Origin of the sequence: Sphingopyxis lindanitolerans (assembly GCF_002993885.1) — a bacterium.
Classification (GTDB): Bacteria; Pseudomonadota; Alphaproteobacteria; order Sphingomonadales; family Sphingomonadaceae; genus Sphingopyxis; species Sphingopyxis lindanitolerans.
Genome location: NZ_CM009578.1, coordinates 2,678,336 through 2,703,725, shown reverse-complemented (window position 1 = coordinate 2,703,725; position 25,390 = coordinate 2,678,336). Strand labels below are relative to the sequence as shown.

Here is a 25,390-nt window from a genome sequence, read left to right as displayed (position 1 = left end):
AACCGCGCGAATTCATCGCACCTTGGCTAGCCATCCCGAGACGGCAATGCAAGCCAAAGCATCGGTTCCCCAACGCTTGGGCAGCGCTGCGAACGCCCATTACCGCTTGGGCGCACGGAGCCTCTTGACCTTAAATATAGTTTTATATAGTAGTAGTTTTCAGCTGAACTCAGTATGGGAAAGTTTGAGAGGAGAGATTTGATGACGCCGTTGCCACTATGGGAAGCCGCGAAGCGCGAGCTTGAAGAATATCAGTTCGTATCGTCCTCGGACGTGCAGCCGAAATGGGACGTTCCCGAGAAGATCGCGATCAACTGTGCCGTCTCGGGCCGCTTCACCGACGGGGCCTCGACGGGCGGTGCCAATCCCAACAATCTCGAGGATTATGTCGACGAAGCTTCGCGAGTCATCGAGGCCGGCGCCTGCGGGGTCCATATCGACTTCACCTTTGTAACCGACGCCAAGGGTCGCCGTCTTGACCGCGACCTGCGTCCCGTCGACGCCTATACCGAGGTCCTCACTCCGCTGAAGAAGCGCTTCGGCAATGACTTCGTCCCCAATTTGAACGTCCTCAACGGCACCAGCTTCGAGATGTGCGTCGAGCCTGCAAAAGCCGGACTGGCCGAAGCGGCCCCCTGTGCGCCGGGGCATCCCGACGCATTCATGGTCCCTGCCGTCACGGCGCTCGAGGAATTCGGGGTGAAGCCTGAACTGGCGGTCCACAGCACGGGCGAAATCGAACTCGCCAAGCGCAAGCTTATCGACACGGGCATTCTCAAGAAGCCGTACAACTGGCTGATCCTTTACGGTCTGCCGTTCAACGTCGGGCGTTCGCTCGTCTCGGGCGTCTCGGTCAACAATGCGCAGGACATGGCGCAGCACATGTTCATGATGGTCGATCAGATTCGCAAGATCGATCCTGACAGCATCATCTCGGTCTGCGCCGCGGGCCGCGCGACCCTCTATATGACCACCCTCGCAACGATGCTCGGCCTCCATATCCGGGTTGGCGTCGAGGATACGCCGTGGAAATATCCGAACCAGGACAAACTGCTTGGAAACAACCTCGAGATGTTCGAGATGGCGAAGCAGATCGCGGAACTCCACGGCCGCACGACGGGCGACGCGAATTACTACCGCACGCTTGTCGGCCTGCCGACCAAATAAGCCATATAATATTCGGCTCCCAGTCCAGGCCCGGGGGTTGCCGTACGAGATATGTCTCGTGCGGCCGCTCCCGGGTGCGGATTTTTTTGAAGGACGACATCATGCTGATCCCGCTACGGGGAAAATGTTTCGCCGGATGTGGACAGCGAGTCTTCTCTCGAACCTCGGGCAATTGATCCAGGGCGTCGGGGCGACCTGGGCGATGGCAGAGATGAAGGCCGGGGCCGACCTCATTGCCCTTGCCCAGACAGCATTGATGGCACCGGTCATGTTGTTCGCGCTGGGAGCCGGCGCGATCGCCGACACGTCTGACCGCCGCAAGGTCGGCTTGGCGGCGCTATCGGTCGCGCTCGCCGGCAGCGCCAGCCTCACCGCGGCGGCCTAGGCGGAACTGCTGACGCCGCCGCTGATCCTCGCGTTCACATTCGTTATCGGGAGCGGCGTCGCGTTTTTTGCCCCGGTGTGGGAGGCTTCGGTGAACGAGCTGGCGCCGGCGCGGGATGTGCCCGCTGCGATCTCGCTAAACAGCATCAGCTTCAACGTCGCGCGCAGCTTCGGCCCCGCCGTCGGCGGGCTCGCGATCTCGCTCGCCGGCGTAATGGCGGCGTTCGCGCTCAATGCATTGTTCTTCCTCCCGATGATCCTCGTCTTCCTCCTCTGGCGCCGGACCGAGGAAGAGTCGCGATTTCCGCCCGAGCAGCTCTATCGCGCGGTGATCTTCGGCATGCGCTATGTCGGGAACTCGCCCGCCCTGCGCGTGGTCCTCGTTCGCGCCCTCGTCATGGGCGTGCTCGGGTCCATCCTCTCTTCGCTCATGCCTTTGATTGCACGCGACCAGCTCGGCGGCGACGCGCGCTTTACGGCCTGCTGTCGGGCGCTTATGGAATCGGAGCCGTTCTCGGCGCGATGAATCTCGCGCGCTTGCAGCGTCTGGCTCAGGACGAGGCGATCGTCGCCGGCAGTTCCGCCGGGATGGGCCTTGCGGCAATCGGGATCGCGCATGCGAACTCGCTCTGGATCGCTGCTCCCCTTCTCCTTGTCGCCGGCGCGTGCCTGATGATTGTCATGACGATTCTCAATGTCGCGATCCAGGTGATGGCGCCGCGCTGGGTCGGCGGCCGCACCCTGGCTGCGTTTCAGGCGGCGACGGCAGGCGGCATCGCCTCGGGAAGCTGGATTTGGGGCGCGCTCGCGGTTGAAAACGGACTGAAGTCTGCGATCGTCGCCACGGGCGCGCTTCTCGTCCTCTCGGCCCTGATCGGGCGATGGCTGCGGCTTCCGCACACCGCCGACATGCGGAACGAGGCCGGAGGTCCCTCGGCCGACCCGGAAGTGGCCCTCGCCGTCACCGGGCGCAGCGGCCCCCGTCGCGATCGACGTCCAGTACCGCGTTCCGAGCGATCGCGCGCGGCCCTTTTATATCCCGATGCAGGACGTGCAGCTCAGCCAGCAGCGCAACGGCGCTTATGGATGGACGATTTCGCGGGATGTCGCGGACCCCTAGCTGTGGACCGAGCGCTATTATTGCTCGACCTGGCTCGACTATCTGCGCCAGCGCGGCCGCCCAACGCAGGCCGAGCGCGACTTGCACGACCGCGCCTTCGCATTTCATGTCGGCGAGGCGCCCACGCTAATCCGGCGGATGCTCGAGCGTCCCTTCGGCTCGGTCCGTCGACATGAAGATGTCCGCGATGATTCCATTGGGGACGTTTTGCCGGTGTCCTCACCCGGCGGTTAGGTCGGCGCGCGGAGCAGCTTGCGGATAACCGAACGGCGGTTGACCGAGGGTCGAAGCCGGCCTCCCCCCGTATCGCGTTCCGGCACGATCGCATCGGCCGGATATTAAATGGCAGCGGGCGGTGCGCCGCGAGGACGCACCGCCCTATAGCCTAGAATTTCACCGAAGCACGAAGACCGTAGGTACGCGGCGGTTCGAGATTGGTGGTTGCGCCGAACGCTTGAAGAGGCGACCCGCTGCCGACGGCCGTGGCGGCAAGCACCGCCTCATCCTCGATATTCTTGATCCACGCACCGATGCTCCAGCTCTCGTCGGCCGAATAATAGGTGATCGAGGCGTCGGTCTTCGTGTAGGACGACTGGCGTCCACCGGGAACATGGCTGTAGTCCGAATAGAAGGCGCTCTCGAAGCGCGAGTTTACGAAGGCCCGTATATAGCTGCCACCGGCGAGCTCGAAGTCGTGATAATAGCTCGCCCCCACCGTCCAGTCAGGCGCATATTGCAGCTGCAGGCCATTGAAGTTGGCGCTGCCGTCGGGAAGAAAGAAGCGCTTGTTGCGGGCATGCAGATAGCCGACATTTAAGCTGAGCTGGTCGTTCGGCGTAACCTTGAACAGAATGTCCAGCTGGTTTCCGTAGATTTCGACCTTCTGCGCATTGAACGTCTGGGTCGTGTTCAGAACCGAGTTATATGCCGAGGCGAACAGGTCGGAATAATTATAGTAGAAAAATTCGCTGTTGATCTGCAGCCGGTTGTCGAGTGACCTCGTCTTGATACCGGCGGTATAGGCAAGCAGCTTCGCCGGCGCGATCGCATTGGTTACACCCGGGCGATCCCGGTAGGTATTGAATGTTCCCGGCTGATAGCCCGACTGGATGGCGGCGTAGAGGTTGATGTCGGGGTTCACTTCATACTGCACAGCGACCTTGAAGTCGGCGTGGTTGAAGTCGCGCTGATAGCTGTACGGAACACCGACGACGAAGTTTCCGCCTTCAAAGCCCGTGTAGGATCCACGGCCATCGCGGTCGTCCCAGCTGACACGTCCCCCAAGGGTAAAGCTCAATGCGTCGGTCGCGTTGATTTTCGCTTCGCCGAAAATCGCGTAGCCCTTCAAGCGGTTGGCGTCGACGTCGGCAACCGGAAACCCGGCGACGTTGAACGTGCCCGAGGTTTTGATCCGATATGCGTAGAGACCCGCGAGATACTCGACCGGGCCGACGTCGCCGGCGAGCCGAAGCTCCTGCGTCCACTGACGGGCGCGATCGCTCTTGTCGGTTTGATAGGCGCCGAAGAAATAATCTACGTCGACATGCGCTCGCATGTAGGAGGGAATATAGGTTATCGTCGCACCGCCGAGATCGATCGTGAGTTCGGCGCCGGTGAGAAACGTCTCGCCCGACGTGGGAAGCGCGCTCGGCGCCACCGGCGGCGGCAAATTCGGATTAGCAGGCAGCGCGAGCATCGCCGGCGTGCGCGTATCATCCCATGGATTGGAACGCAGGAAGCGGCCCGGCGAATAGGCTCCGGTGACGGGGTCAACGCCGATCGTAACGGGGTTTGTCGAGTCTCCGCTCCGCTTCACATATTGGCCCCAGATGTAGAGGCCGACAGTGTCGTTCGGCTTGTAATCGAGCGAGAGGCGTCCAGCGAAATCGTCGGCAGAGCTGGCGCCGGACTTCTGATAGCCATCGCGATAGGTATAATCGGCAGCAAAGCGGACAGCGAGTTCGGGTGATGCAGCGAAGTTCACCATCGCGGACCCGTGGATCAATGAAAAGTTACCGACTTCTGCGAGAACCGCGCCTTCATTGGAATTGGTCGGCCGCGCAAAGCTGGCATTGACGATACCGCCGAGCGAACCGCGTCCATAGAGGGTTCCCTGCGGCCCGGGAAGCACCTCGACGCCCTGCATGTCGAAGAAGGGCATGGCTGACACTTCGCGCGGGATGTAGATGCCATTGAAGTTTAGCGAGGTCGGCGACTCGATATTGGGAAGGTCGATGGTCGAACCCACACCGCGAAGGTAAATTTCGGTGGCGGCATTCTGAGGTTGGAAGCGAACCGAGGGAACGAGGTTCTGGACGCCGCGGATATCCACGACACCTTGAGCCACGAGCGTGTCGCCCGTCACCGACGTGATCGCGGCTGCGGTGTCTTGCAGGTTGCCGGTCGTCTTGGTCGCGGTCACGACGATGTCGGTGAGACCCGCATCCGATGATTGCGCCGCCTCGGCAGGCTCGGCCTCTTGCGCATAGGCTGTCGAGGCCATCACTGTAGCGAGCCCGATCGCCGTCGATAGACGAAGAACGGAATTTAGAGTTTGATAAGCCCTCATAGCACCTCTCCCTGAATGTTTCTTATATACATTTATATAGTAGTATATTCGCGCGAAGGGAAGAACTTTTATATAACATTGCTTCAATGACATAAGCTTATGAAATTGCTAATGTCCTCGCTGGCGAAGCTGCCACCGGCTCAATAAAATCGGTACAATTCGGCCAAACGCGGCGCTCCGACTCGCGCGTTCACCCTGAATCAGTTGAAGATGAAGCATAGGGGCGGGAAACCTGCGATTTCAGAAGGCTTGACACTATGGCAGATAGTTTCATATAAAATTTGTTGGGAGCAAGGATCGCGGTGTCTACGGGGGAGCGTTTACGACCTTCGTGGTTAAGCCCAATCCCCAGAACGCATCGCCGTTTTCCCGGAACGGACCCGAGAATGGGTCACGAGGAGAGTGACATGGCGAAGATTCTGATTCTCTACTATTCGACCTACGGACATATCGAGGCGATGGCTGAAGCGGTGGCGGACGGCGCCCGCGCGGCGGGAGGTGAAGTTTCGATCAAACGCGTGCCTGAAACTGTCCCGGAAGAAATCGCACGTGGCGCCTACTTCAAGCTCGAACAGGTCGCGCCTATCTGTACGGTTGCGGAACTGCCCGAGTATGACGCAATTATCTTCGGCTTTCCCACGCGTTACGGCCGCCTCCCCGCGCAGATGGCTGCATTCCTCGACCAGACCGGTCCGCTCTGGATGCGCAACGCCTTTGTCGGCAAGGTCGGATCGGTTTTCACCGCCACGGCGACACAACATGGTGGTCAGGAAACCACGCTTATTTCCACCGTCGCGAGCCTGATGCACCTCGGCATGGTCATCGTCGGACTTCCGTACAGCTTTCAGGGTCAGGCCACGATCGAGGAGATGTCCGGCGGCTCGCCCTACGGCGCCACCACCATCACGGGGGGCCAGGGCCAGCGCATGCCTTCGGAAACCGAACTCGCGGGGGCTCGCTTCCAAGGTGAACTGGTAGCCCAGACCGCCGCCAAGCTGATGGTCTGAACAAATCCTCGGGCCGCGAGGCCAGGAGGAATTGGGGTGCCGGCCTCGAACTGGGGAATGGCTTGAGGCCGGCGCTTTGCCGCCGCGAAGCAACAGATTGGAGCCGAACTCATGTTTATCCTGTCGCATGCCGTCGAGATCAATCCTCCAGGCGCATCAATTGCCCTGACGGTCGGGCAGGTGTGGGCAGGGCTGGTCCTCAAGGCGGAAGATGCCCTTCCCTTCGTGCCGGCCATGCGGCGTTGCGATCTGCTGGAGCGCGGCGCCGGCTGCCTGCGACGTGCGATTAGTTTCGGCGACCAGGATTTCGAGGAACAGGTCACCTTCTACGCCCCCCGGCTCGTGCGCTTCGACCGCGTCGGAAGCGATGATTTCATTCTGAACATTATCAGCGATTCCGCCGTGGGGCTGCTGTTAAGTTTCACCTTTGCCATTTCATTCCCTGGCGTCGCCGACGGGTCCGAAGAAGAGCATGCCCGGGGCGAAGCGATGCGCGAAGCCTATGTGGGTGCCGTCGCGGCGACCCTTGCGAAGGTTCGCGAGTTGGCCAGCCATGGCGAAATCTGACATGTCCGATCCGGCTTTGCTGCCGGGCATGGCGCTGAATCCGTTTCGCCTCGCAGGCGGTGGGTGGGAGTGACGTGACGGATCCCGGCAAGATGGGCGGAGCGCCGCGAGAGACCGAAGGCGAATTCGAGTTCCGTCCGTTTCGGGCCTGGTCGTCGGTCGCGATACTCCTCATCTTCTCGCTGCTGTCGATCCTGGACCGGCAGATCATCTCGCTCCAGGTCGATCCCATTCGCAGGAGCCTTGGTCTGAGCGATACAGAGCTCGGCCTTTTGCAGGGATTCGCCTTCGCCCTGCTTTATGCGTTGGCGGGACTCCCGCTTGGGTGGGCAATAGACCGCTATCCGCGCAAGATCCTGCTCCATGCCGGCATCACGCTCTGGTCCTTAAGCGCTGCGGCAACCGGGGTCGCACGCAGCTTCTGGCAGATGTTTGCCGCCCGAACGAGCGTTGGCATCGGCGAGGCGGTGCTGGCGCCTGCGGCGCTTTCGCTGATCAGCGATCTTTTCCCTAAGGAGCGCGTGGCGACGCCTCTGGGTATCTATTCGGCAGGTTTCTACCTCGGGTCGGGCGCGGCGCTCGCAATTGGTGCCTATGTCGTCAGTCATTTCTCGGGGATGGATCGGATCGTCCTGCCCTTCGCCGGACAGGTCGAACGCTGGCAGGCGGTGTTTATCGTGACCGGTCTTCCGGGCGTGATCATCGCCTTGCTGGCCTATCTTCTTTTCGACCCTCGCAACCCCGGTGCATCTACCGCCAAAGCGGCGACCCAGGTCGGCTTTCTTTCATTTGTGAGGGCGAACCGCACCATTCTTGCGATCTCTTTCTGCGGCTTCGGTCTGTCGAGCTTTGTGGCTTACGCGATCGGCGCCTGGGCTCCGACCTATTATATGCGCGTCCATGGCATGGAAGCGGCAGATATCGGGCCGCGCTACGGGTTCATCCTGGCCCTCGCGGCGCCGGGCGCGATCGCCGGCGGGATCCTCACCGATAGCCTGTTTCGGCGCGGCGAGAAGGGTTCCAACTATGTTGTCGCGGGTCTCGGAACGGTTGCGGCCACGCCTTTCCTCATTTTGGCTTTCAACGCCTCCACCGCGATAAACTCCATGACGCTTCTCGGCATTGGAATGCTCTGTTACGGTTTCACCGCGCCCGGTCCTTATTCGACCTTCAATCGACTGGCACCGCCCGAACTTCGCGGCCGGCTCATGGCTTGCTTCGTGCTGTTTCACGCCTTTGTCGGTGCGGGTCTAGCGCCCGTCGTGGTCGGCCTTGTCACCGATGCCGTCTTCGGCGACGATATGGCGGTGGGCCGTTCGCTGACGATCGTCCTCGGGGTGGCCCTCCCGCTCATGGCGGCGCTGCTCTACATGGCCTGGCGGTCGGAGCGTACCCCGCCCGCTGATGGGGGGACCAACCGCGACGCGGACTCGCCGCTCAGTGCCCATATATGGGCAAATTTTTGAGAATTTGCGAGCCGAGCTGACCGGCGCAGGTTCCTGTCTATGCCGCCGCAGGAGTAGCCTCCTCCTCCCGGATCAGCTTAGCGAGAATCCGCCGCGCCTGCAGCGCCGCGCGATCGCCCTTGTTGATGACCGGATTCATGGCCAGAATATCCCAACGCTCTCCCATGCTAGCCTGCACGGCCTCAATCATCCGCTTGTCCTGGAGAAAGGCATAAGTCTGCGCTTTTGCCCAGAAGGCCAGGATCGACCGGTCGTTGCGGCGGTAAGACTGCGCCGTCCCGTAAAAATAATGCGTGCTCGTGGCCGTCTCCGGGGTGAGACCGTCAAGACTCATAATCTGCAATCCCCGGCTGCGCTCGCCGTTTACCGGCATGACCCCGACATCAAGCATCATGTTGGAACCGGCTTCCCAGTGCATATCCATCCAGAAGTCGATGTCGCCCTGCGCCCAATCGTCGTTCACGATCGCCGCCCACCCGGGCACGAGCGGTGAAGCCGGACTCAACCACTGGTCAACGATCCCGCGGTCGGTGCTTTTCGTATTGTGGATCATGTCCGACGCGCGGTCCGAGCTTCCCAGCACATCGCCATGAATAAAATTGATGTGCGAGAGATCGAACAGATTGTCGAGCAGCAGAAGGTAATTCCCCGCTACGTGCATATATTGGAGGTCCGTATCCCAGTCTGCGTGATCGTAATACCAATAATCGGGTATCGCGGCTTCGTCGGCAAGCGCCGGGTCGCCGGGCCAGAACCAGATCAGACCATGCCGTTCGCAGACGGGATAGCTGCGAACACAGGCGTGCGGCGCGATGGTCTCCCCGGGCTGGGTCGGATTGGCAACGCAGCGGCCCCGGCGATCAAATTCCATTCCGTGATAACCGCATGCTATCGTATCCCTGCCCATACGCCCCATCGACAGCGGAGCAAAGCGGTGCGGGCAGCGATCCTCGAGCGCGGCCACCGCGCCATCGTGGGTGCGAAACAGAACCACAGGTTCATCGAGCAGTCTGCGGGCGAGCGGTTCGAAGCGCGTGACTTCGGGAGCGAGAGCCGAGACGTACCAGCAGTTGCGAAGAAACATGTCTTTAATCCTCTGCAATCGTCTTTAGAAGTTGAACCCAAGTCGCACACCATAGGTGCGCGGCGGTTCGAGATAGGCCGTCGCCGGCCCCGGAATGCCGGCAAAGGCGGTCGCGGCAATTACCGGTTCGTCGGTAATATTCTTGATCCAGGCCCCGAGGTTCCAGCGCCCCGAATTGGCGAAGTAGGTAACGCTCGCGTTGAGCTTCACATAAGGCTTTTGCCGGGTGCCGAGATTGTGAATGAAGTCCGCATAAAACGAACTTTCGTAGCGTCCGTCGCCCTGCAGACGCACATAGCCGCTCGACCCGACATCGATGTCACGCGAATATTCGGCGGCGAGCGTCCAGTCCGCGGCATAGGCTGGCGACAGGCCATTGAAATTCTGGCCGTCAGGGGTTGTGAAGTCCTTGTTGCGAGCATGGTTGTAGGAAACACTCAAGGACAGGAGATCGGCGGTCGTCGGCTTGAATTTGAGGTCGGCCTGAACACCGTAAATCTCGACTTTCTCAGCGTTGAAGATCGGATTGAACAATTTGCTCTGGTCGAACGCCTGGATGTAGAGGTCGCGGTAATCGTAATAATAGGCCTCGAGATTGAGCTGGAGGCGGTCATCGAGAAACCGGTTCTTGAGTCCCGCGGTTATCGAGGACAGTTTGGCGGGCTTTACGAGATTGTCGTTGCCCGGCGTCGCGGGAAACGGGTTGTAAGTCCCGGGCGTATATCCCGTCTGATAGGTGAGATAGGCCATGGTCGAGGCACCAAGGTCGGCCTCCGCGCCGAGCTTGAAATCGAACCGCTTGAACTTGCGGTCGAAGTTGTAGGGCTGCAATGTGAACGAGGTGCCCGTCGCCTCGGCATGATCGGAGCTGTAGCGCCCACCGGCCATGACGCGGAACGTATCGGACGCCGAATAGGTGGCCTGCCCAAAGGCAGCAAAGCCTTCCTTGATACCCTTGTCGTTGTTGAAGAAAATGCCTTCGAAGGGTGTGCCCGGCAGGACTCGCACATCCTGGTCGACCGACATGTGATAATAATAGAGGCCCGCGATCCACTTCAGCCGGTCGGTATCGCCGCTCAACCGCAACTCGTGCGTTGTCTGCTCATATGCCACGTCATAATGGGCCGGAATGCCGCCCAGCCAGTAGCCATAGTCAAGTTTCAGGTCGAGATAGGAGGGAATGTAGGTGAACGTCGTCGTATCACTGAGGGCGATGTTTATCTCTGCCCCGGCCACATAATTGCGATAGTCGAGATCCTCGGCACGAGGCTGGCCGAACGGCGCAAATGCGGCAAGCGTGCCGGTGCGCGTATCGTCCCACGGGTTATCGTGAAGAAAGGCATTTTCGCTATAGGCGCCGGTGGCGGGATCGAAACCCTTGTTCACGAGGTTGGGCGCTGTGCCATCCTTGTCGACGACATAACCCCAAAAATAGATGTTGAAGCCCTTGTCTGCGTCGTAGAGGAGGCCGAGTCGCACCGCGAGATCGTCCTTCGCCTCGGCGCCGGACGTCTGGTAACCACTGGTATGCGTATAATCGACGCCAAGGCGCGCGGCGAGCGTATCGCTGATCGGCACATTGACCACCGCGGTACCATGCCAAAGGTCATAATTGCCCGCTTCGAGAACCCCGGAAAATTCGGCTTCCTGCTTGGGCTTCACGAAACCGACATTCACCGTGCCCCCGACGGCATTCCGGCCGTAAAGCGTGCCCTGCGGGCCGGGTAGCACTTCGATGCGCTCGATATCGAAAAATGGCGCACTCGTTCCCTCGCGCGGAATATAGACGCCATTGAAGTTGAACGAGACGACTTGCTCGACATTGGCGAAGTCGAGGTTCGAGCCGATGCCGCGGAGGAAAACCTGCGTTGATTGCCCTTCCTGCTGGAAGCGCGCCGATGGCACCAGCGCCTGCACGCCGCGCAAGTCGGTAACGCCCTTTTCCACGAGCAGATCGCCGGAGACAGCGGTCACCGCGGCCGCCGTTCGCTGAAGATTTTCCTCGCGCTTGTTCGCCGTGACGACGATATCGCCCAGCCCCGATTCGTCGGTGGCCGCCGCGTCAGTGCTCGCCTCCTGAGCGAAGGCGTTGCCTTGAGCGAGCGCCAACATGCTCGCTGCCACGACAATAAATTTCCGATAAGCCATAGCTTCCTCCTCCCAGTTTCCAGGCCGCCTCCCCTTCGCTGTCGAGGGGAGTTCGGCATCGCGGCTCCAAGCGTCTCGCTGTCGCCAGGTAACCAATCGAGAAACCGGCGCTCCGGTTTTTTCCTCGATTGTGCATTTATATAAATCTATCTTGAAGTCGGCAAGCATATTTATATAAAGGTATGGACGCCGCGTGAGATCAGGACGGCGCAGGAGAGAAATCAGATGGAACAGACGCTCGCGGGCAAGATCATCCTCGTGACAGGGGCGGCAAGCGGCATCGGCCGCGCCAGTGCGCTTCGTATTGCCGAAGCGGGCGCGCATGTCGTCGTTAGCGACATTTCGGAGGAAGGCGCAGCCGTTGCATCGCATATAGCACAGCAAGGCGGCAGCGCGAACTTCATTCGCGCCGATGTCGGATCAGAAGCCGATGTAGCGGGGCTTATCAATGATATTGTGAGCAGTCATGGGCGCATCGACGGAGCGTTCAACAATGCCGGCGTCGTCCAGTGCGGAAAGCAGCTTCACACATTGTCCACCGAGGAGTGGGACCGCGCGATCCGGATCGACTTGAGCGGCGTCTTCTGGTGCATCAAATATCAGGTGATCGCGATGCTCGAGGCGGGGGGCGGCTCGATCGTCAACACGGCCTCATCGCTCGGCGCGGTCGCGATCCCCAACGCGTCCGAATATGTCGCCGCCAAACATGGGGTCATGGGCCTGACGCGCGCGGCTGCGGCGGACTATGGCGCGGCGGGCATCCGCGTGAATGCGATTTTACCTGGCATCATCCAGACGCCCGTGATCGAGGAGCTCAAGCAAAATCCCCAATTTGCCGCTTTCCTGGAAAAGCTGCGCGACCGCCATCCGATCGGACGATTCGGCGAGCCGCGCGAGATCGGCGAGGCGGCTGCCTGGCTTCTGTCGAGCAGCGCATCGTTCGTCAACGGGGCCGGCATCGCGGTCGACGGCGGCTATCTCGCGATCTGAGCGGCATGCGCGCGCGGGCAAGGAGATAGGGCGGCTACTGCCGGACGGCTCCAAAGCCCCGTGCCGCCGCAGCGGTGCGCCCGCTTTCCGCACGTCATCATTGCCGTCCCTGTCAAACGGCGTTCAAACGGGGCTCTGACTCACTTTTGGTGCAAGTGCGTTGATAGTGGCGAGTTTCCCCGAAGGAGGACATCGCCATGCATGGGAGAGGTTTTCGCGAAGCCATTGCGCCAATAGGATTGGTGATCGACAAGGTCGAGTATGCCGCCAATCAGATACTGATCACCGGGCGATCCCGATTTCGAGTTTCGATCTGCCCGAACTGCTGCCGCCCATCTGCGCGTGTCCACAGTCGATATCACCGTACACTCGCCGATCTACCATCTCATGGCCGGCCGGTTCGGATTACTCTTGTCGCCCGGCGTTTTCGTTGCGCCACATCTCGGTGCGCCACGCGTATCTTCGTTGAACGCTTTCCTCCGGATGTGGCTGCAACATTTGCCCGGCGTACGGCCCGCCTGGATTCTATCGTACATCACCTTGGGCTGGCGCTGGGTGGGCGTCCGGCGGCCAGCTTGGCGCGCCGCCTTCTGATGCCGGTCAGCAAGGACACATTGCTTCGAACTGTGCGTCGGCGCTTCAAGGGCGCTCAGGTGAAGCCGACGATCATCGGCATCGACGACTGGGCGTGGAAGCGCGGACAGCGATATGGCACGATCGTCTGTGATCTGGAGCGCCGACAGATTATCGACCTCCTCCCCGATCGTGGCGTCGCCACCGTGGAAGCGTGGCTCAAGGCCCGGCCGGAGATCTGCATTATCTCGCGTGATCGCGGTGGCGGGTACCGCCATGCGGCCGCGCGGGCCTTGCCTGGCGCCCTGCAGATTGCCGATCGCTGGCATTTGATGGAGAATGCCAGCCAGGCGTTCCTCGACGCTGTCCGTAAATCTATGCGCGCCATTCGCCAGGCACTTCAATCCGCCGAACCCGATCCAGAACTCCTCACCTGCGCTGAGCGGCTTCAATACGAAGGCTTCAAGCGGCGTCAGGATGCCGATGATACGATCCGCTCGCTGCTTGGGAAAGGGGCGTCCATCAAGGCGGTTGTTCGCGCGACCGGCTATGCCCGCAAGACCGTACGCCAGGTCGCTCGTGGCGGACGATCCGATATGTTCCGCACCCGGCTTAGCTCTCTCGACCCGTGGCTCGGGACGCTCGATGCCGAATGGCGTTCCGGTTGCCGGAATGGTGCCGAACTCTGGCGGCGGCTCAAAATCATCGGCTTTAACGGAAGCCTGCGTGTCGTTGCAGAATGGGCGACGCGGCGGAGGCGCAACGAGGCAGCTCCGAACAACGTGTCGCGCGTCATTCCATCAGCCCGTGTGATTGCCCGGCTTATGACGATGGCCCGCGATCAACTCTCGAAATCAGAAGCCACGCTTATCGCGACGATTGAAGCCGCCGTGCCGGCGCTCGTCGTCGTTCGAAATCTTGCCGACCGATTCCACCGGATCATCAGGCAACAGAAAGACTTCGAGCTCGCCACATGGATCGACGAAGCCCGGAAAACTCCGCTTCGTTCGTTTGCGAATGGCTTGAGCGACGACTGGAATGCCGTGAAGGCCGCTATCGTGGAGCCCTGGTCCAACGGGCAAACGGAAGGACAGATCACGAAGTTGAAGCTCGTCAAACGCCAGATGTATGGACGCGCCAAGCTCGATTTGCTGCGGGCGAGGCTGATGCCACCTCGCGATCATCCCTCTGTATTGCACCAAAAGTGAGTCAGAGCCCAAACGGGACCCCCGATCGGCGTCGAAGAAGGACCCTCATCCGGATATGATAGGGTTTGTTGAGGTGAGCCTTGCGCTGCGTGCGGCGGAGGGCGGGCGTAGCCCGACCGGAGGCGCACGCAGCGCAAGATAGATTTTTGAAGGCGGCGAAGGTGGCGGTCAGCTGCGGTTTTTGAAGCGCCAGCTATCGTTGCCCGTCTCGACGATATCGCAGTGGTGGGTGACGCGGTCGAGCAGCGCCGTGGTCATCCCTTCGACAAGCTCAGGACAGGCTTGGGATCGCCGAAGAGCGCACGATCGAGGCGCCGCCGGTCCGAGCCCGATCGCGAGCAGGCCACTCGCCGAACGCGAGGTTCGTGGTGATGATGACGCTGGTGCTCATAAAGCTTGCTGATGAGGTGGAACAGCAACTGCCCTCCCGAGCGTGCGAACGGCCGACATCCAAGCTCTTCCAGCACGATGAGGTCGAACCGCGACAGCTGCGCCGCCAGGGTGCCGCCCTTGCCGATCCGGGTCTCCTCTTCGAGGCGTGTCACCACGCTGAAGACGGGCGATCGCTATCATGCCGCCACTTGCATCCGCGATGGGCTGCTGATCGCGATCCTTGCCAGTTGTCCGATCTTACGGCTCGCCAACCTGACGGCCATCGAAATCGTACGGCATCTGCTGTTCGACTGCGACCGTTATCGCCTCTTCTTCACCGAGGAAGAGACCAAGACCGCGCATCCCTATCAGGCGGAGCTGTCACCGGCTCTCAGTCCTTATATTGACATCTGGCTGCGCGATCACCGGCGTAGGCTGCTGGTGCACGGCGATGGCGGCATGACCGACCGGCTCTGGATCAACCGCTGGGGCAAACAGATGGGTGCCTGGCCGATCCCCGCGCAGATCGTGAAACGCACCCACGATGCCTTCGGTCGTCACATCTGGCCGCATCTCGCCCGCAGCATCGCGGCGACCAGCTTGGCCCGGCTGCTGCTCAGCGAGGTGCGTGTGAACGACCGGGAAATCCGCATCAGCGGCTCCAAAGCCGTGCTGGCCCGGAGTGCGGCAGCGGGCGTGGCCAAAACCACGCCGCAGTTCTCTCTTTTGTTCGAGAATGGTGCACCCGACAGGATCCGAACCTGTGACGTTCCCTTGGGTATCCGTGAACCACAGCTGCGGTGGTGAACCGGTGGTGAACTGAGCGCAAATCGAAAGCGGGGGCGAAAATAGAAAGCCCGCAAACCTTTGATTTTGAGATAAAAATTGGAGCGGGCGAAGGGATTCGAACCCTCGACCCCAACCTTGGCAACTTGCCGTTCTACCTTTTCGATACCTTCCGATACTACGCTATGTCCCTATTTTTCCACTATTTGTTGAAAAGCTATTCGACCTATTGTATCCTGCGGCTGTCCCCTTTTTCCGCGAATTTGGAGACACATTGGAGACACGGACGATTTTCGAGGCTGTGTCTCCAACAGGAGGTGCGCATGCCGATAGTGAAGTTGACCAAGCGGGCCATAGACGCCCTCGTTCCGCCAAAAGCGAAACAAGTCATTCTGTGGGATACCGACGTGAAGGGCTTCGGTCTTCGGATCATGGCGTCGGGTATCAAGACCTTTGTCGTCCAGTATCGAAATGCCGAGGGCATCAAGCGTCGTATGAACCTCGGACGATTTGGCGTGCTGACTGTCGACCGGGCTCGCGATCTCGCGAAACTGAAACTGGCTGAGGTCATTGTTGGAGAAGATCCAGCCGACAAGGTCCGCCAGGTTCGCAAGGGTATGACGGTTTCCGAGATGTGCAGCTGGTATCTCGAAGAGGCTCGGGCCGGGAACATTCTCGGCCGGAAGAACGTCCCCATCAAAACATCGTCGCTCGATCTGGATGAGAGCCGTATCCGCACGCATATCGGCCCACTGATCGGCAACCGGATCGTCAAGCATCTGACAATTGCGATCGTCGAGCAGATGCAGACCGACGTAAAGAACGGCAAGACTGCGAAGCCCCGGACGGGAGGCCGTGGGGGAAAGGCAACCGGTGGCCCCGGCGTCGCGGGTCGCTGCGTAGGCACGCTCCAGGCGATCCTCGGGCACGCCAAGCATAAGGGCCTGCTCGAAACCCATCCGACGCTCGGGGCAAAGAAACTCGCCGGAAAGAAAAGAACCCGGCGCCTGAGCGCCGCGGAGATCGAGATGCTCGGAAAGGCAATCGCCTATGCCGAGGCTGGCGGGGAAAACCCGGTCGCCCTCGGCGTGCTGCGCACCTTGCTCCTGACCGGCTATCGCCGTCAGGAAGGCCAAGCGATGCACCGCAGCTGGCTGCGCTCCGATCGCGGCTATGTCATGTTTCCCGATACCAAGGGCGGCGCGCAAATTCGCGCGATTGGGCCCGCCGCAATCCGTGTGCTCGAAGCGCAGGCGGAAATTGTCGGCAACCCGCACTTGTTTCCATCAGCGGTCGGCGAGGGCCCGTTCACTGCGGTCAGCGATTGCCTAAAGCGAGTTTGCGGCTTGGCAGGGATCAAAGGCATCACACCGCATACGCTTCGCCACACCTTCGGAAGTGTTGCCGGCGACCTCGGATTTTCTGAACTCACAATTCGCGCTATGCTCGGCCATGCGTCGCAGAATGTGACGCAGGACTATGTCCATATCGACGAAGCGCTAAAGCTGGCGGTGGAGCGAACATCCAGCGAGATTGAACGATTGCTCGCGCGCGGCGCCGAGAAAATGCAAGCTATGCAACTGGCAGCCTAGATAAATTATGAGCTTCTAGTTGAGGCCGGGGATAGCGGAAGATCGCACGTCTCCCGCCACAGCGGGCCTTCCTCTGGGCGCAAATCGTAGGCGGTCGTTCGCCCTTCGGGGATCACCGCATCGCTCACAGCAGCCGTTGCCACCAACCGACATCGTGCCAAGCATCAAATTTTCGTCCAACCTCGCGATAGATGCCGACCAGCTCGAAGCCCATAGATTCGTGGAGCCCGATACTCGCCTCATTTGGCAGCGCGATGCCGGCAAAGGCAGCGTGATAGCCCAAGCTTGCTGCTGCCGGGAGCAGACGAGAATATAGGGAGCGCGCTATGCCGCTTCGTTGCGCGCCAGGCGCCACATAGACTGTCACGTCGACAGATGTCCGGTAGGCAGCGCGGGTCCGGTGCTCGGAGGCGTAGGCGTAACCGACAACCCGCCGGTCCACTTCGGCCACGAGATAGGGATAGTGCGGCACGATGGCGGCGATGCGCCGTTCAACTTCCATGATGTCGGGCGGCACCTCCTCGAACGAGATCGTCGTGGCGGCTACATAAGGTGCGTAAATTGCCTGAACTGCCGGTGCGTCCTCCATGACTATCTGACGAACATCCATGTTTTCACCGTTTCAGGATAGGAGATTGGACAGACTGGCCTGCCGCCTCCGGGCAATCAAGGCCTTCCGTCCGGCGTCGTGTTGGCGGCGCTACAGCGAAGCAGCCGCTATGTATCGTATTTTTCCGATGGGTCTTGACGCCCCTATACCTATCGGATAATCCCGATGAATGAAGACCGACACCGCCCTTGCCGCGCTCGCTGCGCTGGCACATCCGACCCGTCTCGAAGCCTACCGCTTGCTTGTCCAGCATGAACCCGAAGGGCTTTCGACCGGCCAGCTCGTCGAGGCGTCGGGCCTGACACAAAGTACATTTTCGACCCATCTCGCCGTTTTAGCCAAGGCAGGTCTGGTCAAATCCGAGAAACGTGGACGTCAGTTTATCCAGCGCGCCGAGATCGACACGCTTAAAGGCCTAATGCTCTTCCTCGCAAAGGACTGCTGCCAGGGACGACCCGAGCTTTGCGAACCGCTGCTCGCGGAACTTGCCTGCTGCTGAAGGATCTCACGTGAACGACATCATCATCTACCATAATCCCGATTGCGGAACGTCGCGCAACACGCTGGCGATGATCCGCAACGCCGGCATCGAGCCGCATGTGGTCGAATATCTGAAGACGCCCCCGTCGCGCGCGCTGCTTGAACAGCTGATCGCGCGCGCGGGCATCGCCCCCCGCGCCCTTCTCCGCGAAAAGGGCACGCCCTATGCCGATCTCGATCTCGGCGACCCCGGCCTTGAGGACGACGCCCTCATCGACGCGATGATGGCGCATCCGATCCTGATCAACCGGCCGCTCGTCGTCTCGCCGCTCGGCGTGAAGCTCTGCCGTCCATCGGAAGCGGTGCTCGACCTTATCCCGGCGCGACAGCGCGGCGCCTTCGCCAAGGAAGACGGCGAACAGCTAATCGACGACGCCGGCAATCGCCTCGGCGCCTGAGGAGAGATAAGTTGACGCAACCGAAGCGCGAACGCCTGTCGTTCCTCAACCGCTTTCTGACCTTGTGGATCTTCCTCGCGATGGCGCTGGGCGTGCTGCTCGGCTCGACCTTCGCCGGGCTCCCCGCCGCAATCGACAGCCTCTCCTGGGGTTCGACCAACATCCCGATCGCGATCGGGCTGATCCTGATGATGTATCCGCCGCTCGCGCGTGTCCGCTATGAAGAACTACCGCGGGTGTTCGAGGACAAGCGCGTTCTCGCGATCTCGTTGATCCAGAACTGGATCATCGGTCCGGTGCTGATGTTCGCGCTCGCGGTGATCTTCCTGTCCGACAAGCCCGAATATATGACGGGCCTGATCCTCATCGGCCTCGCGCGCTGTATCGCGATGGTAATCGTGTGGAACCAGCTCGCCAAGGGCGACAATCAATATGTCGCCGCGCTTGTCGCCTTCAACTCGATCTTTCAGATTCTCTTCTTCAGCGTCTATGCCTGGTTCTTCCTGACCGTGCTGCCGCCGCTCTTCGGGCTCGAAAGCAGCGTGATCGACGTCAGCTTCTGGACCGTCGCCGAGGCGGTTCTGATCTATCTCGGCATCCCGTTCCTCGCCGGCTTCCTGACCCGCAAGATACTGGCGGACGCCAAGGGCAACGATTGGTACGAGACGCGCTTCCTGCCCAAGATCGCGCCGATCACGCTCGTCGCGCTGCTTTTCACGATCGTCGCGATGTTCAGTCTCAAGGGAAGCGAGATTGTTACCATTCCGGGCGACGTCGTGCGGATCGCGATCCCGCTGACCATCTATTTCGTGGTCCAGTTCGTCATCAGCTTCTGGATGGGCAAGCTCATCGAAGCCGATTATCCGCGCACGACGGCGGTCGCCTTCACCGCGGCGGGCAATAATTTCGAGCTCGCGATCGCCGTTGCGATCGCCGCCTTCGGCCTCGCATCGCCGGTCGCCTTTGCCGCTGTGATCGGTCCGCTCGTCGAGGTTCCTGTTCTCATTCTGCTGGTCAGCGTCGCCTTCTGGTTCGGGCGCCGTTGGTTTCCGGCCTCTACCCCCGCGAAAGATTGACCATGTCTGCCACAAGCTTCTCCCGCCTGCGCACGCTCCCCGACCCCGATCATCTTCCGGCGCTGCGTCCCGAATATATCCGCTCGCAGCCCGGCCTCGGGCTTGGCCCGCTCGATCCAGCGCCGCGCATCCTCCTGCTCTACGGCAGCTTGCGCGAACGCTCCTATTCGCGGCTCGTGGTCGAGGAGACCGCACGCCTGCTCCAGCTATTCGGCTGCGAAACGCGCATCTTCGATCCGTCGGACCTGCCGCTGCCCGACCTGATCGTCGACGACGATCATCCCGCCGTCGAGGAACTGCGCCAGCATTCGCTTTGGTCCGAAGGTCAGGTCTGGTGCAGCCCCGAGCGCCACGGGCAGATCACCGGCATCATGAAGGCGCAGGTCGATCATCTGCCGCTCGCGTATAAGGGCCTCCGTCCGACGCAAGGACGGACGCTCGCGGTGATGCAGGTCTCGGCGGGCTCGCAGTCGTTCAACAGCGTCAACACGCTCCGCATTCTTGGCCGCTGGATGCGGATGATCACGATTCCCAACCAGTCGAGCGTCGCCAAGGCCTATGCGGAGTTCGACGAGGCGGGCCGCATGCTGCCATCGAGCTATTATGACCGCATCATCGATGTCGCCGAGGAGCTTGTGCGGTTCACTGTGCTCACGCGCGGCCATGCCGATCAGCTTGTCGATCGCTATTCCGAGCGCAAGGATCGCAACGAACCGGTGTTGACCCCGGCGGAGCTTGCCAAAATTCCGGGCGCATCGGCGGCGTAGGCGAAGAAAAAGCCTGACGGCGCGTCGCTGCGCTGTTCGGCCAGTGTCCGTTGCCCCGGGAAGATCGCCCTCATACCTTCTTTCTGTAGAGCGGGTAGGATGATTCGCGCGATTAAGTTGAGTTGGTCGGTTAACCGCTAGCTTCGCCTGTCCGAAAGCCCAATTGCGGCGTCCCGAAATTCATTCACCTACGATTTCTGCCTGGACCGATTTTGGAAATACTTTCCCGGGGTGAAGCCCGTGGCCTGGCGGAACATACGTATGAAATTGCTCGCCGAACCAAATGACAAATCAAGGGCGATATTGGTGATGGGCTCTCCTTCGGCCAAGCGTACCAGAGCCGCCCGAAGTCGCGCCTGCTTTCTGTAGGCAGTGAAAGTCATATTCGCTTCACGCTCGAATGCGCGGGCCAAGGTTCTGCTGGTCGCGCCCAGTTCGTTCGCCCACTGCGATAGGGGTTTGTCATTCCCGGGCTCCCTCGAGAGCGCGGCCTCGATTTTTCTGAGACGCGAGGAATGCAGCTGAGGGACAAAGAGGCGCGGGGCGCTATCGACAGACACTTCTTGGGCAAACAGGATTGCCAAACTGACGCGCCGGGAGCGCGGCCCTGCCGTTTCGAGGGCAAAGATGCACTCGCGCAGAAGGCCACTCACCGCGACGACACCGGGAGCCGCGGGCAGCCGGCTGAGCACGCTCCCGCGGCAGTAAACGCTGAGCATTTCGAAACCCGCCGAGCTTTGCACCCGGTGATTTTCAGCGGAAGGAAGCCAACAGGCTTGATGGGGCGGGACCACCCAGCATCCAGCTTCCGTCTCGAGCATCATCACACCTCGACCAGGATAAATGAGCTGCGCTGCCGGGTGGCTATGCCACATCCCTTTGAACCCCGCTGGGAAGACTGCACGCTCGACTGAAAGAGCGTCGGCCGTGCCTGCGCTATTGGTCATACTGTGTCCGATACTGAACATTTCTTGTCGTCGGAGCACATATACGACGTCGTTTGGATTGCCTACCAGAGCTCATCAGGTGGAGTTGCAAATGTCATTGAAGATGATCCAACGGCAGGAGCCCGAAGAGAGGCCCCGCCCGCACACAGAGTATCGCAAAGAATTCCTGTCCCGTGTGCTTTCCTTCGAGCCTTCGTCGGTACTGGATGTGGGATGCGGCAATGGCGCTTCGATGCAGGCACTCCGGGAGGCCCATGTCGCTCATTGCGTCGGCATAGACCCGGAGGAAGAGGCAGTAGCGGAAGCCCGCGCGATAGGGTTGGACGTTCGGCACGCCCGCGCAGAGGCGCTTCCATTCGCGGACCAGAGCTTTGATGTGGTGACTTTGGAATATGCCGCGCACCATCTGGAGACGCTTCACAGAGGGCTTCAGGAAGCCATCAGGGTGGCCCGGCTCGGTGTCGTTGTGTTGGATTGCTGGTACGACGTGTCGATTCCATCGCAGCTGGCAGCACAGCGATACGACGAGTGGCTGAAGCTAATCGATCGCCGGGTCGGCCTTGTCCACAATTCCTGCCCCCAGCCGGCTGAACTTGCCGCCCCATTTCTCACCGCCGGCTTTAAGCTCGACTATTCCTGCAGACTTCTTCTCGTGCCTCTCTCGGTTCCGCAGATGGAAATATCGGCAAAACAGAGGCTTCACTCTATCCCGGAAGCTTGCGGGTTGCGTGACGATCTGGAGAGGTTGCTAGATGTAGCCCGATTAAATGGTCTTTCGGATGACGGTGCGATAATCTTCTCGGCAACGCGTGGGGATTAGCATGACGACCGACATAATCGACATATTCTATTCCGGGCCCGATGGCTGGCCGCTCTGCGCTGCGCTGGTCGATCCCAATCACCGGCTGTCGACCTCCCACGTCGTTATAATGATGCATGGCGGCGGCCCCGACCACCAGAGCCTGATACCGTTGGCGCGCCGGCTGTGCGACCGGCGTGCGGTAGTGCTGCCCGATATCCGTGGCTATGGCCGGTCCCCTTGCAGCGAAAACGCGAAACATACCTGGACGTCCTACTCTGCCGACGTGATGTCGCTTCTCGATCACCTGAAAGTCGATTCCGCCATCGTCGGCGGCGCGGGACTTGGCGCCACGATCACTTTACGAACCGCACTCGCCCACAAGGAGAGAGTGAGAGCGGCCATTTTGATCAGCGTTGAAGACATCGAAGACGACGAGGCCAAAGCGGCTGAAACGGCATTCATGCGCGAGTTCGCGACGCGCGTCCGCGAGGAAGGGCTTCATGCGGCGTGGGCGCCAATCCTGCCGAATCTCGCGCCGGTCATTCGCGAGATGGTTTACGACGCGATTCCGCGAAGCACTTCCGCCAGCATTGCGGCTGCGGCGGCAATCGGTGAGGACCGCGCCTTCCGCAGCGTCGGCGAACTCGCAGACATAAATATGCCGGCGTTGGTCATTCCAGGAATGGATGAGAGGCATCCCATAGCCCTAGCGAAGCAGCTCGCTCACCTGCTGCCGCACGGCAAGCTTGCTGCGGCAGAAATGTCGGACGCGATAGTGACAACCGAAGATTTTGCGCGATGCTTCGCGCCTGCCATTCGCGAATTCCTGAACGAGCTTTCGGCGCTGCCCACAGCATCCGCATGAAATCAGCCTCCTCGGGTCGCAGTCGCGCCGATGCCGCCGACCCTGTGCCGCAGCCGTATGACTTTGTAAGGCCTATCGGAAATTCATGTCGGAACACTTGGAATTTGGACGGTCTCACCTGTATAGACGGGTGATGGAAATTCCTTTTCGAACAAGCTCAAACGGGATCGACCGATCGCCGGCCGGACATGGCACCCAAGACGCTCCTCCTCGCTATGCCGCGATCAAGCAGAGCATATCGGATGCGGTTCGTAACGGGAGCTTGAAGCCTGGCGATCGCATCCCGTCGGAATCCGAGCTCGTCGAGAAATTTGACGTGTCGCGCATGACCGCAAATCGGGCGCTTCGCGAGTTGCAATCGGCAGGTGTTATCACCCGGCGCGCAGGCAGCGGCTCATTCATCGCCGAGCCGAAACCGATCGGGCACATGATCGAAATCCGAAACATCGCAGATGAAATTCGCGGACGCGGTCACGACTACCGGGCCCGGGTCATCCAGAATAGCGAAGAGAAGGCCGGCGCCGAAACCGCGGCGCTGCTCGAAGTGTCGGTGGGTACGAAAATCTTCCATTCGATCATTGTCCACCATGAGGCCGAGTTTCCGATCCAGCTTGAGGAGCGGTTCGTGCTCGCGTCGGCGGCGCCAGACTATGGCGCGCTCGATTTCACCCAACTCACGCCGAACGAATATCTGACGCGCACCGCCCCGCTCGAGCGGGTCGAGCACCGCGTTTGCGCGACGATGCCCGATGCGCGCACGCGCGGCATGCTCGGCCTGAAGGAGGGGGAGCCTGTCCTGCGGATGACCCGGCGGACCTGGAGCCGCGGGCGCCTGGTGTCGCACGCCTGGCTTTCCCATCCGGGCACGCGCTTCGAGCTTTCGGCCGCCTTTTCGGTCGACGGCTGATACGTCAGGTCGTGCTGGCGGTCACTTGGGGCTTGCGGCGGCGGCGCAGCCAGCGGAAGTCGGCGCGGCTGAAGCTCTTGAACAACAGGTAGAAGCCGGTCCCCGAAAGCCACAGCGCGCCAAAGGCGACGAAGATGATCAGCGGGTGGTTGAAGCTCGACCGGTTGATGTAATCCATATTGTGGAGCATCCAGAAGAAGTCCCAAGTGCGCCAGGTATCGCCGCGCATCACCAGAAAACGCGCGGTGTCGAGCGAAACATAGGCGCTGCTATTCTCGGCATCGGCAAAGTCGACGCGCCACATGGCGCCTTCGAAATCGCGCGATTCGAGGTTCGGCTTTGCGAGCACGCTCACCTTGCGGATCGGCGCCTCGTTCATCATCACCGCGACGTCGCGGGCAAGCGCCGCGTCGACACGAACATCCTCGCCGCTCGTCGCATCGACCAGCCGGACGCCCTTGGCCGAGCGCAGCTCATACACCGGCCGGGCGCCAAGATCGCGCAGGACCACGCCGGTGACGGGTTCACCGCGCGGCAAGGCGGCGACGTCGAAATATTCACCCGCCGGCAAGGGATGCGCGTGGCTCATCCCGCCGCCGTGACCGCCGACCTTGTCCTTGTCGAGCAGCGCCATCACCGAGCCGCTCAAGGCCCAAAGCAGGAACTGGAGCCCGAGAATGAGTCCGACCCATTTGTGGATGCGCCGGAAGAAAAGCGGCGAGAGGCGTATCATCTTCATGCCTTCTTCCTCTTGCGGCGCTTGAAGGACCAGATCAGCAGCCATGCGCCCGTCAGTGCCATGGCAAAGGCGCTCCAGGTCGCGACGCGGAGCAGCGGATTGTTCACGTCGGTGCGCTCGTCATAATCCATGATGTGGAGCATCCACGCGAAGTCGAAGACGCGCCACAGCGCGTGGCGACGCGAGATCAACTCGCCCGTCTGCGGCGACAGGTAGAGCGTCGGGCGGTTCCAGCCTTCGAACTCGACCTGCCAATAGGGCGGTTTGCGCGACTGCATTTCCTGCGGCGCTTTGGTAAGCAGCCGCACCGCAACGATATCGCCGTCGCCGGCATAGATGCGCCGCGCCTGCTCGCGAACCTGGGACTCGGTCAGGAGAGGCAGCGGCGCACCCGAGCGGCCGTCGAACAGGCGCGGCCCGTCGGGCGTTTCAGCGCGCCAGACCGGACGGCCCGAAAAGCGCTGGAGGCGGATTTCGGAGACCCCCGGCGCGGCCGCGACGACCTTCGACGGCGCTGCGAGGCCGTCGAGGTCGAAGGGCTGGGTCACCGGGGAGCGCACCAGATGATCGCCGTGGATGGTGTCGATGTGAACGACCACCATGTAGAAGCCGGTCAATGTCCAGAGCAGCGCCTGGACGCCGACCACCAGCGCCAGCCATTTATGCGTCCGCCGAACAAGCAGCGGCCAACGGATCGCCATCTTCG

The 25,390-nt window shown here is 61.0% G+C and carries 23 protein-coding genes and 2 pseudogenes; 17 read left to right on the top strand and 8 right to left on the bottom strand.

Features of this window, described 5'->3' with window-relative positions:
* Nucleotides 1-201 precede the first annotated feature (201 nt).
* The 3 genes and pseudogenes from CVO77_RS13005 (at nucleotide 202) to CVO77_RS21945 (ending at nucleotide 2,905) form a co-directional block, all read left to right on the top strand.
* Nucleotides 202-1,167, top strand: coding sequence for a 3-keto-5-aminohexanoate cleavage protein (locus tag CVO77_RS13005; protein ID WP_197709630.1), 966 nt, complete (start codon nucleotides 202-204; stop codon nucleotides 1,165-1,167).
* A gap of 124 nt (nucleotides 1,168-1,291) precedes the next feature.
* A pseudogene (locus CVO77_RS21315) lies at nucleotides 1,292-2,472 on the top strand (MFS transporter); the annotation flags it as partial.
* Between the two features lie 199 nt (nucleotides 2,473-2,671).
* Nucleotides 2,672-2,905, top strand: coding sequence for an MFS transporter (locus CVO77_RS21945; RefSeq protein WP_158258143.1), 234 nt, complete (start codon nucleotides 2,672-2,674; stop codon nucleotides 2,903-2,905).
* A 151-nt stretch (nucleotides 2,906-3,056) separates the two neighbouring features.
* On the opposite strand, the gene CVO77_RS12985 is transcribed toward CVO77_RS21945, so the two are convergent.
* A complete protein-coding gene (locus tag CVO77_RS12985; protein WP_158258064.1) occupies nucleotides 3,057-5,240 on the bottom strand; it encodes a TonB-dependent receptor in 2,184 nt (727 codons plus the stop codon).
* Nucleotides 5,241-5,647: 407 nt separating this feature from the next.
* On the opposite strand from CVO77_RS12985, the gene wrbA reads away from it, so the two are divergent.
* The 3 genes from wrbA (at nucleotide 5,648) to CVO77_RS12970 (ending at nucleotide 8,280) form a co-directional block, all read left to right on the top strand.
* Nucleotides 5,648-6,247, top strand: coding sequence for an NAD(P)H:quinone oxidoreductase (gene wrbA / locus CVO77_RS12980; RefSeq protein ID WP_105999395.1), 600 nt, complete (start codon nucleotides 5,648-5,650; stop codon nucleotides 6,245-6,247).
* 111 nt (nucleotides 6,248-6,358) lie between these two features.
* The gene (locus CVO77_RS12975; protein ID WP_105999394.1) at nucleotides 6,359-6,814 is read left to right on the top strand and encodes an SRPBCC family protein; all 456 of its coding nucleotides are present in this window, start codon (nucleotides 6,359-6,361) and stop codon (nucleotides 6,812-6,814) included.
* Nucleotides 6,815-6,888: 74 nt separating this feature from the next.
* Nucleotides 6,889-8,280, top strand: coding sequence for a spinster family MFS transporter (locus CVO77_RS12970; protein WP_146130871.1), 1,392 nt, complete (start codon nucleotides 6,889-6,891; stop codon nucleotides 8,278-8,280).
* Nucleotides 8,281-8,317: 37 nt separating this feature from the next.
* Here CVO77_RS12970 and CVO77_RS12965 read toward each other — a convergent pair whose 3' ends face one another.
* Nucleotides 8,318-9,364 (bottom strand): aromatic ring-hydroxylating oxygenase subunit alpha, encoded by a 1,047-nt coding sequence (locus CVO77_RS12965; protein WP_105999392.1) that lies wholly within the window; start codon nucleotides 9,362-9,364, stop codon nucleotides 8,318-8,320.
* Between the two features lie 24 nt (nucleotides 9,365-9,388).
* Entirely contained in the window at nucleotides 9,389-11,512 is a 2,124-nt protein-coding gene (locus CVO77_RS12960; protein WP_158258063.1) for a TonB-dependent receptor, read from the bottom strand.
* Nucleotides 11,513-11,737: 225 nt separating this feature from the next.
* Here CVO77_RS12960 and CVO77_RS12955 point away from each other — a divergent pair, with 225 nt between their 5' ends.
* The gene (locus tag CVO77_RS12955; RefSeq protein ID WP_105999390.1) at nucleotides 11,738-12,502 is read left to right on the top strand and encodes an SDR family NAD(P)-dependent oxidoreductase; all 765 of its coding nucleotides are present in this window, start codon (nucleotides 11,738-11,740) and stop codon (nucleotides 12,500-12,502) included.
* Nucleotides 12,503-12,699: 197 nt separating this feature from the next.
* Entirely contained in the window at nucleotides 12,700-14,283 is a 1,584-nt protein-coding gene (locus tag CVO77_RS12950) for an ISL3 family transposase (protein WP_105998671.1), read from the top strand.
* Between the two features lie 168 nt (nucleotides 14,284-14,451).
* Here the strand turns inward: CVO77_RS12950 and CVO77_RS12945 are convergent.
* Nucleotides 14,452-14,831: pseudogene (locus tag CVO77_RS12945) on the bottom strand (ATP-binding protein); the annotation flags it as partial.
* Between CVO77_RS12945 and CVO77_RS21040 the strand changes: the two are divergent.
* Both CVO77_RS21040 and CVO77_RS12935 read left to right on the top strand, forming a co-directional pair.
* Nucleotides 14,794-15,462, top strand: coding sequence for a site-specific integrase (locus tag CVO77_RS21040; RefSeq protein ID WP_146130870.1), 669 nt, complete (start codon nucleotides 14,794-14,796; stop codon nucleotides 15,460-15,462). The pseudogene CVO77_RS12945 and the gene CVO77_RS21040 overlap by 38 nt on opposite strands.
* A 302-nt stretch (nucleotides 15,463-15,764) precedes the next feature.
* The gene (locus CVO77_RS12935) at nucleotides 15,765-17,033 is read left to right on the top strand and encodes a site-specific integrase (protein ID WP_105999388.1); all 1,269 of its coding nucleotides are present in this window, start codon (nucleotides 15,765-15,767) and stop codon (nucleotides 17,031-17,033) included.
* Between the two features lie 124 nt (nucleotides 17,034-17,157).
* Here CVO77_RS12935 and CVO77_RS12930 read toward each other — a convergent pair whose 3' ends face one another.
* Nucleotides 17,158-17,643 carry an arsinothricin resistance N-acetyltransferase ArsN1 family B gene (locus tag CVO77_RS12930; protein ID WP_105999387.1) on the bottom strand — a complete coding sequence of 162 codons (486 nt, stop codon included), beginning with the start codon at nucleotides 17,641-17,643 and terminating at the stop codon, nucleotides 17,158-17,160.
* A 169-nt stretch (nucleotides 17,644-17,812) separates the two neighbouring features.
* On the opposite strand from CVO77_RS12930, the gene CVO77_RS12925 reads away from it, so the two are divergent.
* The 4 genes from CVO77_RS12925 to arsH are packed head-to-tail and all read left to right on the top strand — an operon-like array spanning nucleotide 17,813 to nucleotide 20,424.
* Nucleotides 17,813-18,142 carry an ArsR/SmtB family transcription factor gene (locus CVO77_RS12925; protein WP_105999386.1) on the top strand — a complete coding sequence of 110 codons (330 nt, stop codon included), beginning with the start codon at nucleotides 17,813-17,815 and terminating at the stop codon, nucleotides 18,140-18,142.
* A 10-nt stretch (nucleotides 18,143-18,152) separates the two neighbouring features.
* Nucleotides 18,153-18,581: an arsenate reductase (glutaredoxin) gene (gene arsC, locus CVO77_RS12920; RefSeq protein ID WP_105999385.1), complete on the top strand. Its 429-nt coding sequence runs from the start codon at nucleotides 18,153-18,155 to the stop codon at nucleotides 18,579-18,581.
* A gap of 11 nt (nucleotides 18,582-18,592) precedes the next feature.
* On the top strand, nucleotides 18,593-19,657 hold the full coding sequence (gene arsB, locus CVO77_RS12915) for an ACR3 family arsenite efflux transporter (protein WP_105999384.1): 1,065 nt from the start codon (nucleotides 18,593-18,595) through the stop codon (nucleotides 19,655-19,657).
* Nucleotides 19,658-19,659: 2 nt separating this feature from the next.
* Complete coding sequence (gene arsH, locus CVO77_RS12910; RefSeq protein ID WP_105999383.1) at nucleotides 19,660-20,424, top strand: arsenical resistance protein ArsH; 765 nt, start codon at nucleotides 19,660-19,662, stop codon at nucleotides 20,422-20,424.
* Between the two features lie 188 nt (nucleotides 20,425-20,612).
* Here the strand turns inward: arsH and CVO77_RS12905 are convergent, their stop codons facing one another.
* On the bottom strand, nucleotides 20,613-21,371 hold the full coding sequence (locus CVO77_RS12905; RefSeq protein ID WP_158213758.1) for an AraC family transcriptional regulator: 759 nt from the start codon (nucleotides 21,369-21,371) through the stop codon (nucleotides 20,613-20,615).
* Nucleotides 21,372-21,462: 91 nt separating this feature from the next.
* Here CVO77_RS12905 and CVO77_RS12900 point away from each other — a divergent pair, with 91 nt between their 5' ends.
* The 3 genes from CVO77_RS12900 (at nucleotide 21,463) to hutC (ending at nucleotide 23,945) form a co-directional block, all read left to right on the top strand.
* The gene (locus tag CVO77_RS12900; protein WP_088440010.1) at nucleotides 21,463-22,191 is read left to right on the top strand and encodes a class I SAM-dependent methyltransferase; all 729 of its coding nucleotides are present in this window, start codon (nucleotides 21,463-21,465) and stop codon (nucleotides 22,189-22,191) included.
* Nucleotide 22,192: 1 nt separating this feature from the next.
* Nucleotides 22,193-23,038 carry an alpha/beta fold hydrolase gene (locus CVO77_RS12895; protein ID WP_088440011.1) on the top strand — a complete coding sequence of 282 codons (846 nt, stop codon included), beginning with the start codon at nucleotides 22,193-22,195 and terminating at the stop codon, nucleotides 23,036-23,038.
* A gap of 85 nt (nucleotides 23,039-23,123) precedes the next feature.
* The gene (gene hutC / locus CVO77_RS12890; protein WP_242445934.1) at nucleotides 23,124-23,945 is read left to right on the top strand and encodes a histidine utilization repressor; all 822 of its coding nucleotides are present in this window, start codon (nucleotides 23,124-23,126) and stop codon (nucleotides 23,943-23,945) included.
* A gap of 4 nt (nucleotides 23,946-23,949) precedes the next feature.
* Here hutC and CVO77_RS12885 read toward each other — a convergent pair whose 3' ends face one another.
* Both CVO77_RS12885 and CVO77_RS12880 read right to left on the bottom strand, forming a co-directional pair.
* Nucleotides 23,950-24,684, bottom strand: coding sequence for a PepSY domain-containing protein (locus CVO77_RS12885; RefSeq protein WP_088440013.1), 735 nt, complete (start codon nucleotides 24,682-24,684; stop codon nucleotides 23,950-23,952).
* Nucleotides 24,681-25,385, bottom strand: coding sequence for a PepSY domain-containing protein (locus CVO77_RS12880; RefSeq protein WP_088440014.1), 705 nt, complete (start codon nucleotides 25,383-25,385; stop codon nucleotides 24,681-24,683). The genes CVO77_RS12885 and CVO77_RS12880 overlap by 4 nt, the downstream gene beginning before the upstream one ends.
* Nucleotides 25,386-25,390: the final 5 nt, after the last annotated feature.

Coding starts and splice junctions, on each gene's coding strand:
- CVO77_RS12880 (WP_088440014.1), bottom strand. CDS start 25,385: ATGGCGATCCGTTGGCCGCTGCTTGTTCGGCGGACGCATAAATGGCTG.
- hutC (WP_242445934.1), top strand. CDS start 23,124: ATGTCGGAACACTTGGAATTTGGACGGTCTCACCTGTATAGACGGGTG.
- CVO77_RS12935 (WP_105999388.1), top strand. CDS start 15,765: ATGCCGATAGTGAAGTTGACCAAGCGGGCCATAGACGCCCTCGTTCCG.
- CVO77_RS12885 (WP_088440013.1), bottom strand. CDS start 24,684: ATGAAGATGATACGCCTCTCGCCGCTTTTCTTCCGGCGCATCCACAAA.
- CVO77_RS12900 (WP_088440010.1), top strand. CDS start 21,463: ATGTCATTGAAGATGATCCAACGGCAGGAGCCCGAAGAGAGGCCCCGC.
- CVO77_RS12985 (WP_158258064.1), bottom strand. CDS start 5,240: ATGAGGGCTTATCAAACTCTAAATTCCGTTCTTCGTCTATCGACGGCG.
- CVO77_RS12955 (WP_105999390.1), top strand. CDS start 11,738: ATGGAACAGACGCTCGCGGGCAAGATCATCCTCGTGACAGGGGCGGCA.
- CVO77_RS12950 (WP_105998671.1), top strand. CDS start 12,700: ATGCATGGGAGAGGTTTTCGCGAAGCCATTGCGCCAATAGGATTGGTG.
- CVO77_RS12965 (WP_105999392.1), bottom strand. CDS start 9,364: ATGTTTCTTCGCAACTGCTGGTACGTCTCGGCTCTCGCTCCCGAAGTC.
- wrbA (WP_105999395.1), top strand. CDS start 5,648: ATGGCGAAGATTCTGATTCTCTACTATTCGACCTACGGACATATCGAG.
- CVO77_RS12975 (WP_105999394.1), top strand. CDS start 6,359: ATGTTTATCCTGTCGCATGCCGTCGAGATCAATCCTCCAGGCGCATCA.
- CVO77_RS12925 (WP_105999386.1), top strand. CDS start 17,813: ATGAAGACCGACACCGCCCTTGCCGCGCTCGCTGCGCTGGCACATCCG.
- CVO77_RS12905 (WP_158213758.1), bottom strand. CDS start 21,371: ATGACCAATAGCGCAGGCACGGCCGACGCTCTTTCAGTCGAGCGTGCA.
- CVO77_RS12895 (WP_088440011.1), top strand. CDS start 22,193: ATGACGACCGACATAATCGACATATTCTATTCCGGGCCCGATGGCTGG.
- CVO77_RS13005 (WP_197709630.1), top strand. CDS start 202: ATGACGCCGTTGCCACTATGGGAAGCCGCGAAGCGCGAGCTTGAAGAA.
- arsH (WP_105999383.1), top strand. CDS start 19,660: ATGTCTGCCACAAGCTTCTCCCGCCTGCGCACGCTCCCCGACCCCGAT.
- CVO77_RS12960 (WP_158258063.1), bottom strand. CDS start 11,512: ATGGCTTATCGGAAATTTATTGTCGTGGCAGCGAGCATGTTGGCGCTC.
- CVO77_RS12930 (WP_105999387.1), bottom strand. CDS start 17,643: ATGGATGTTCGTCAGATAGTCATGGAGGACGCACCGGCAGTTCAGGCA.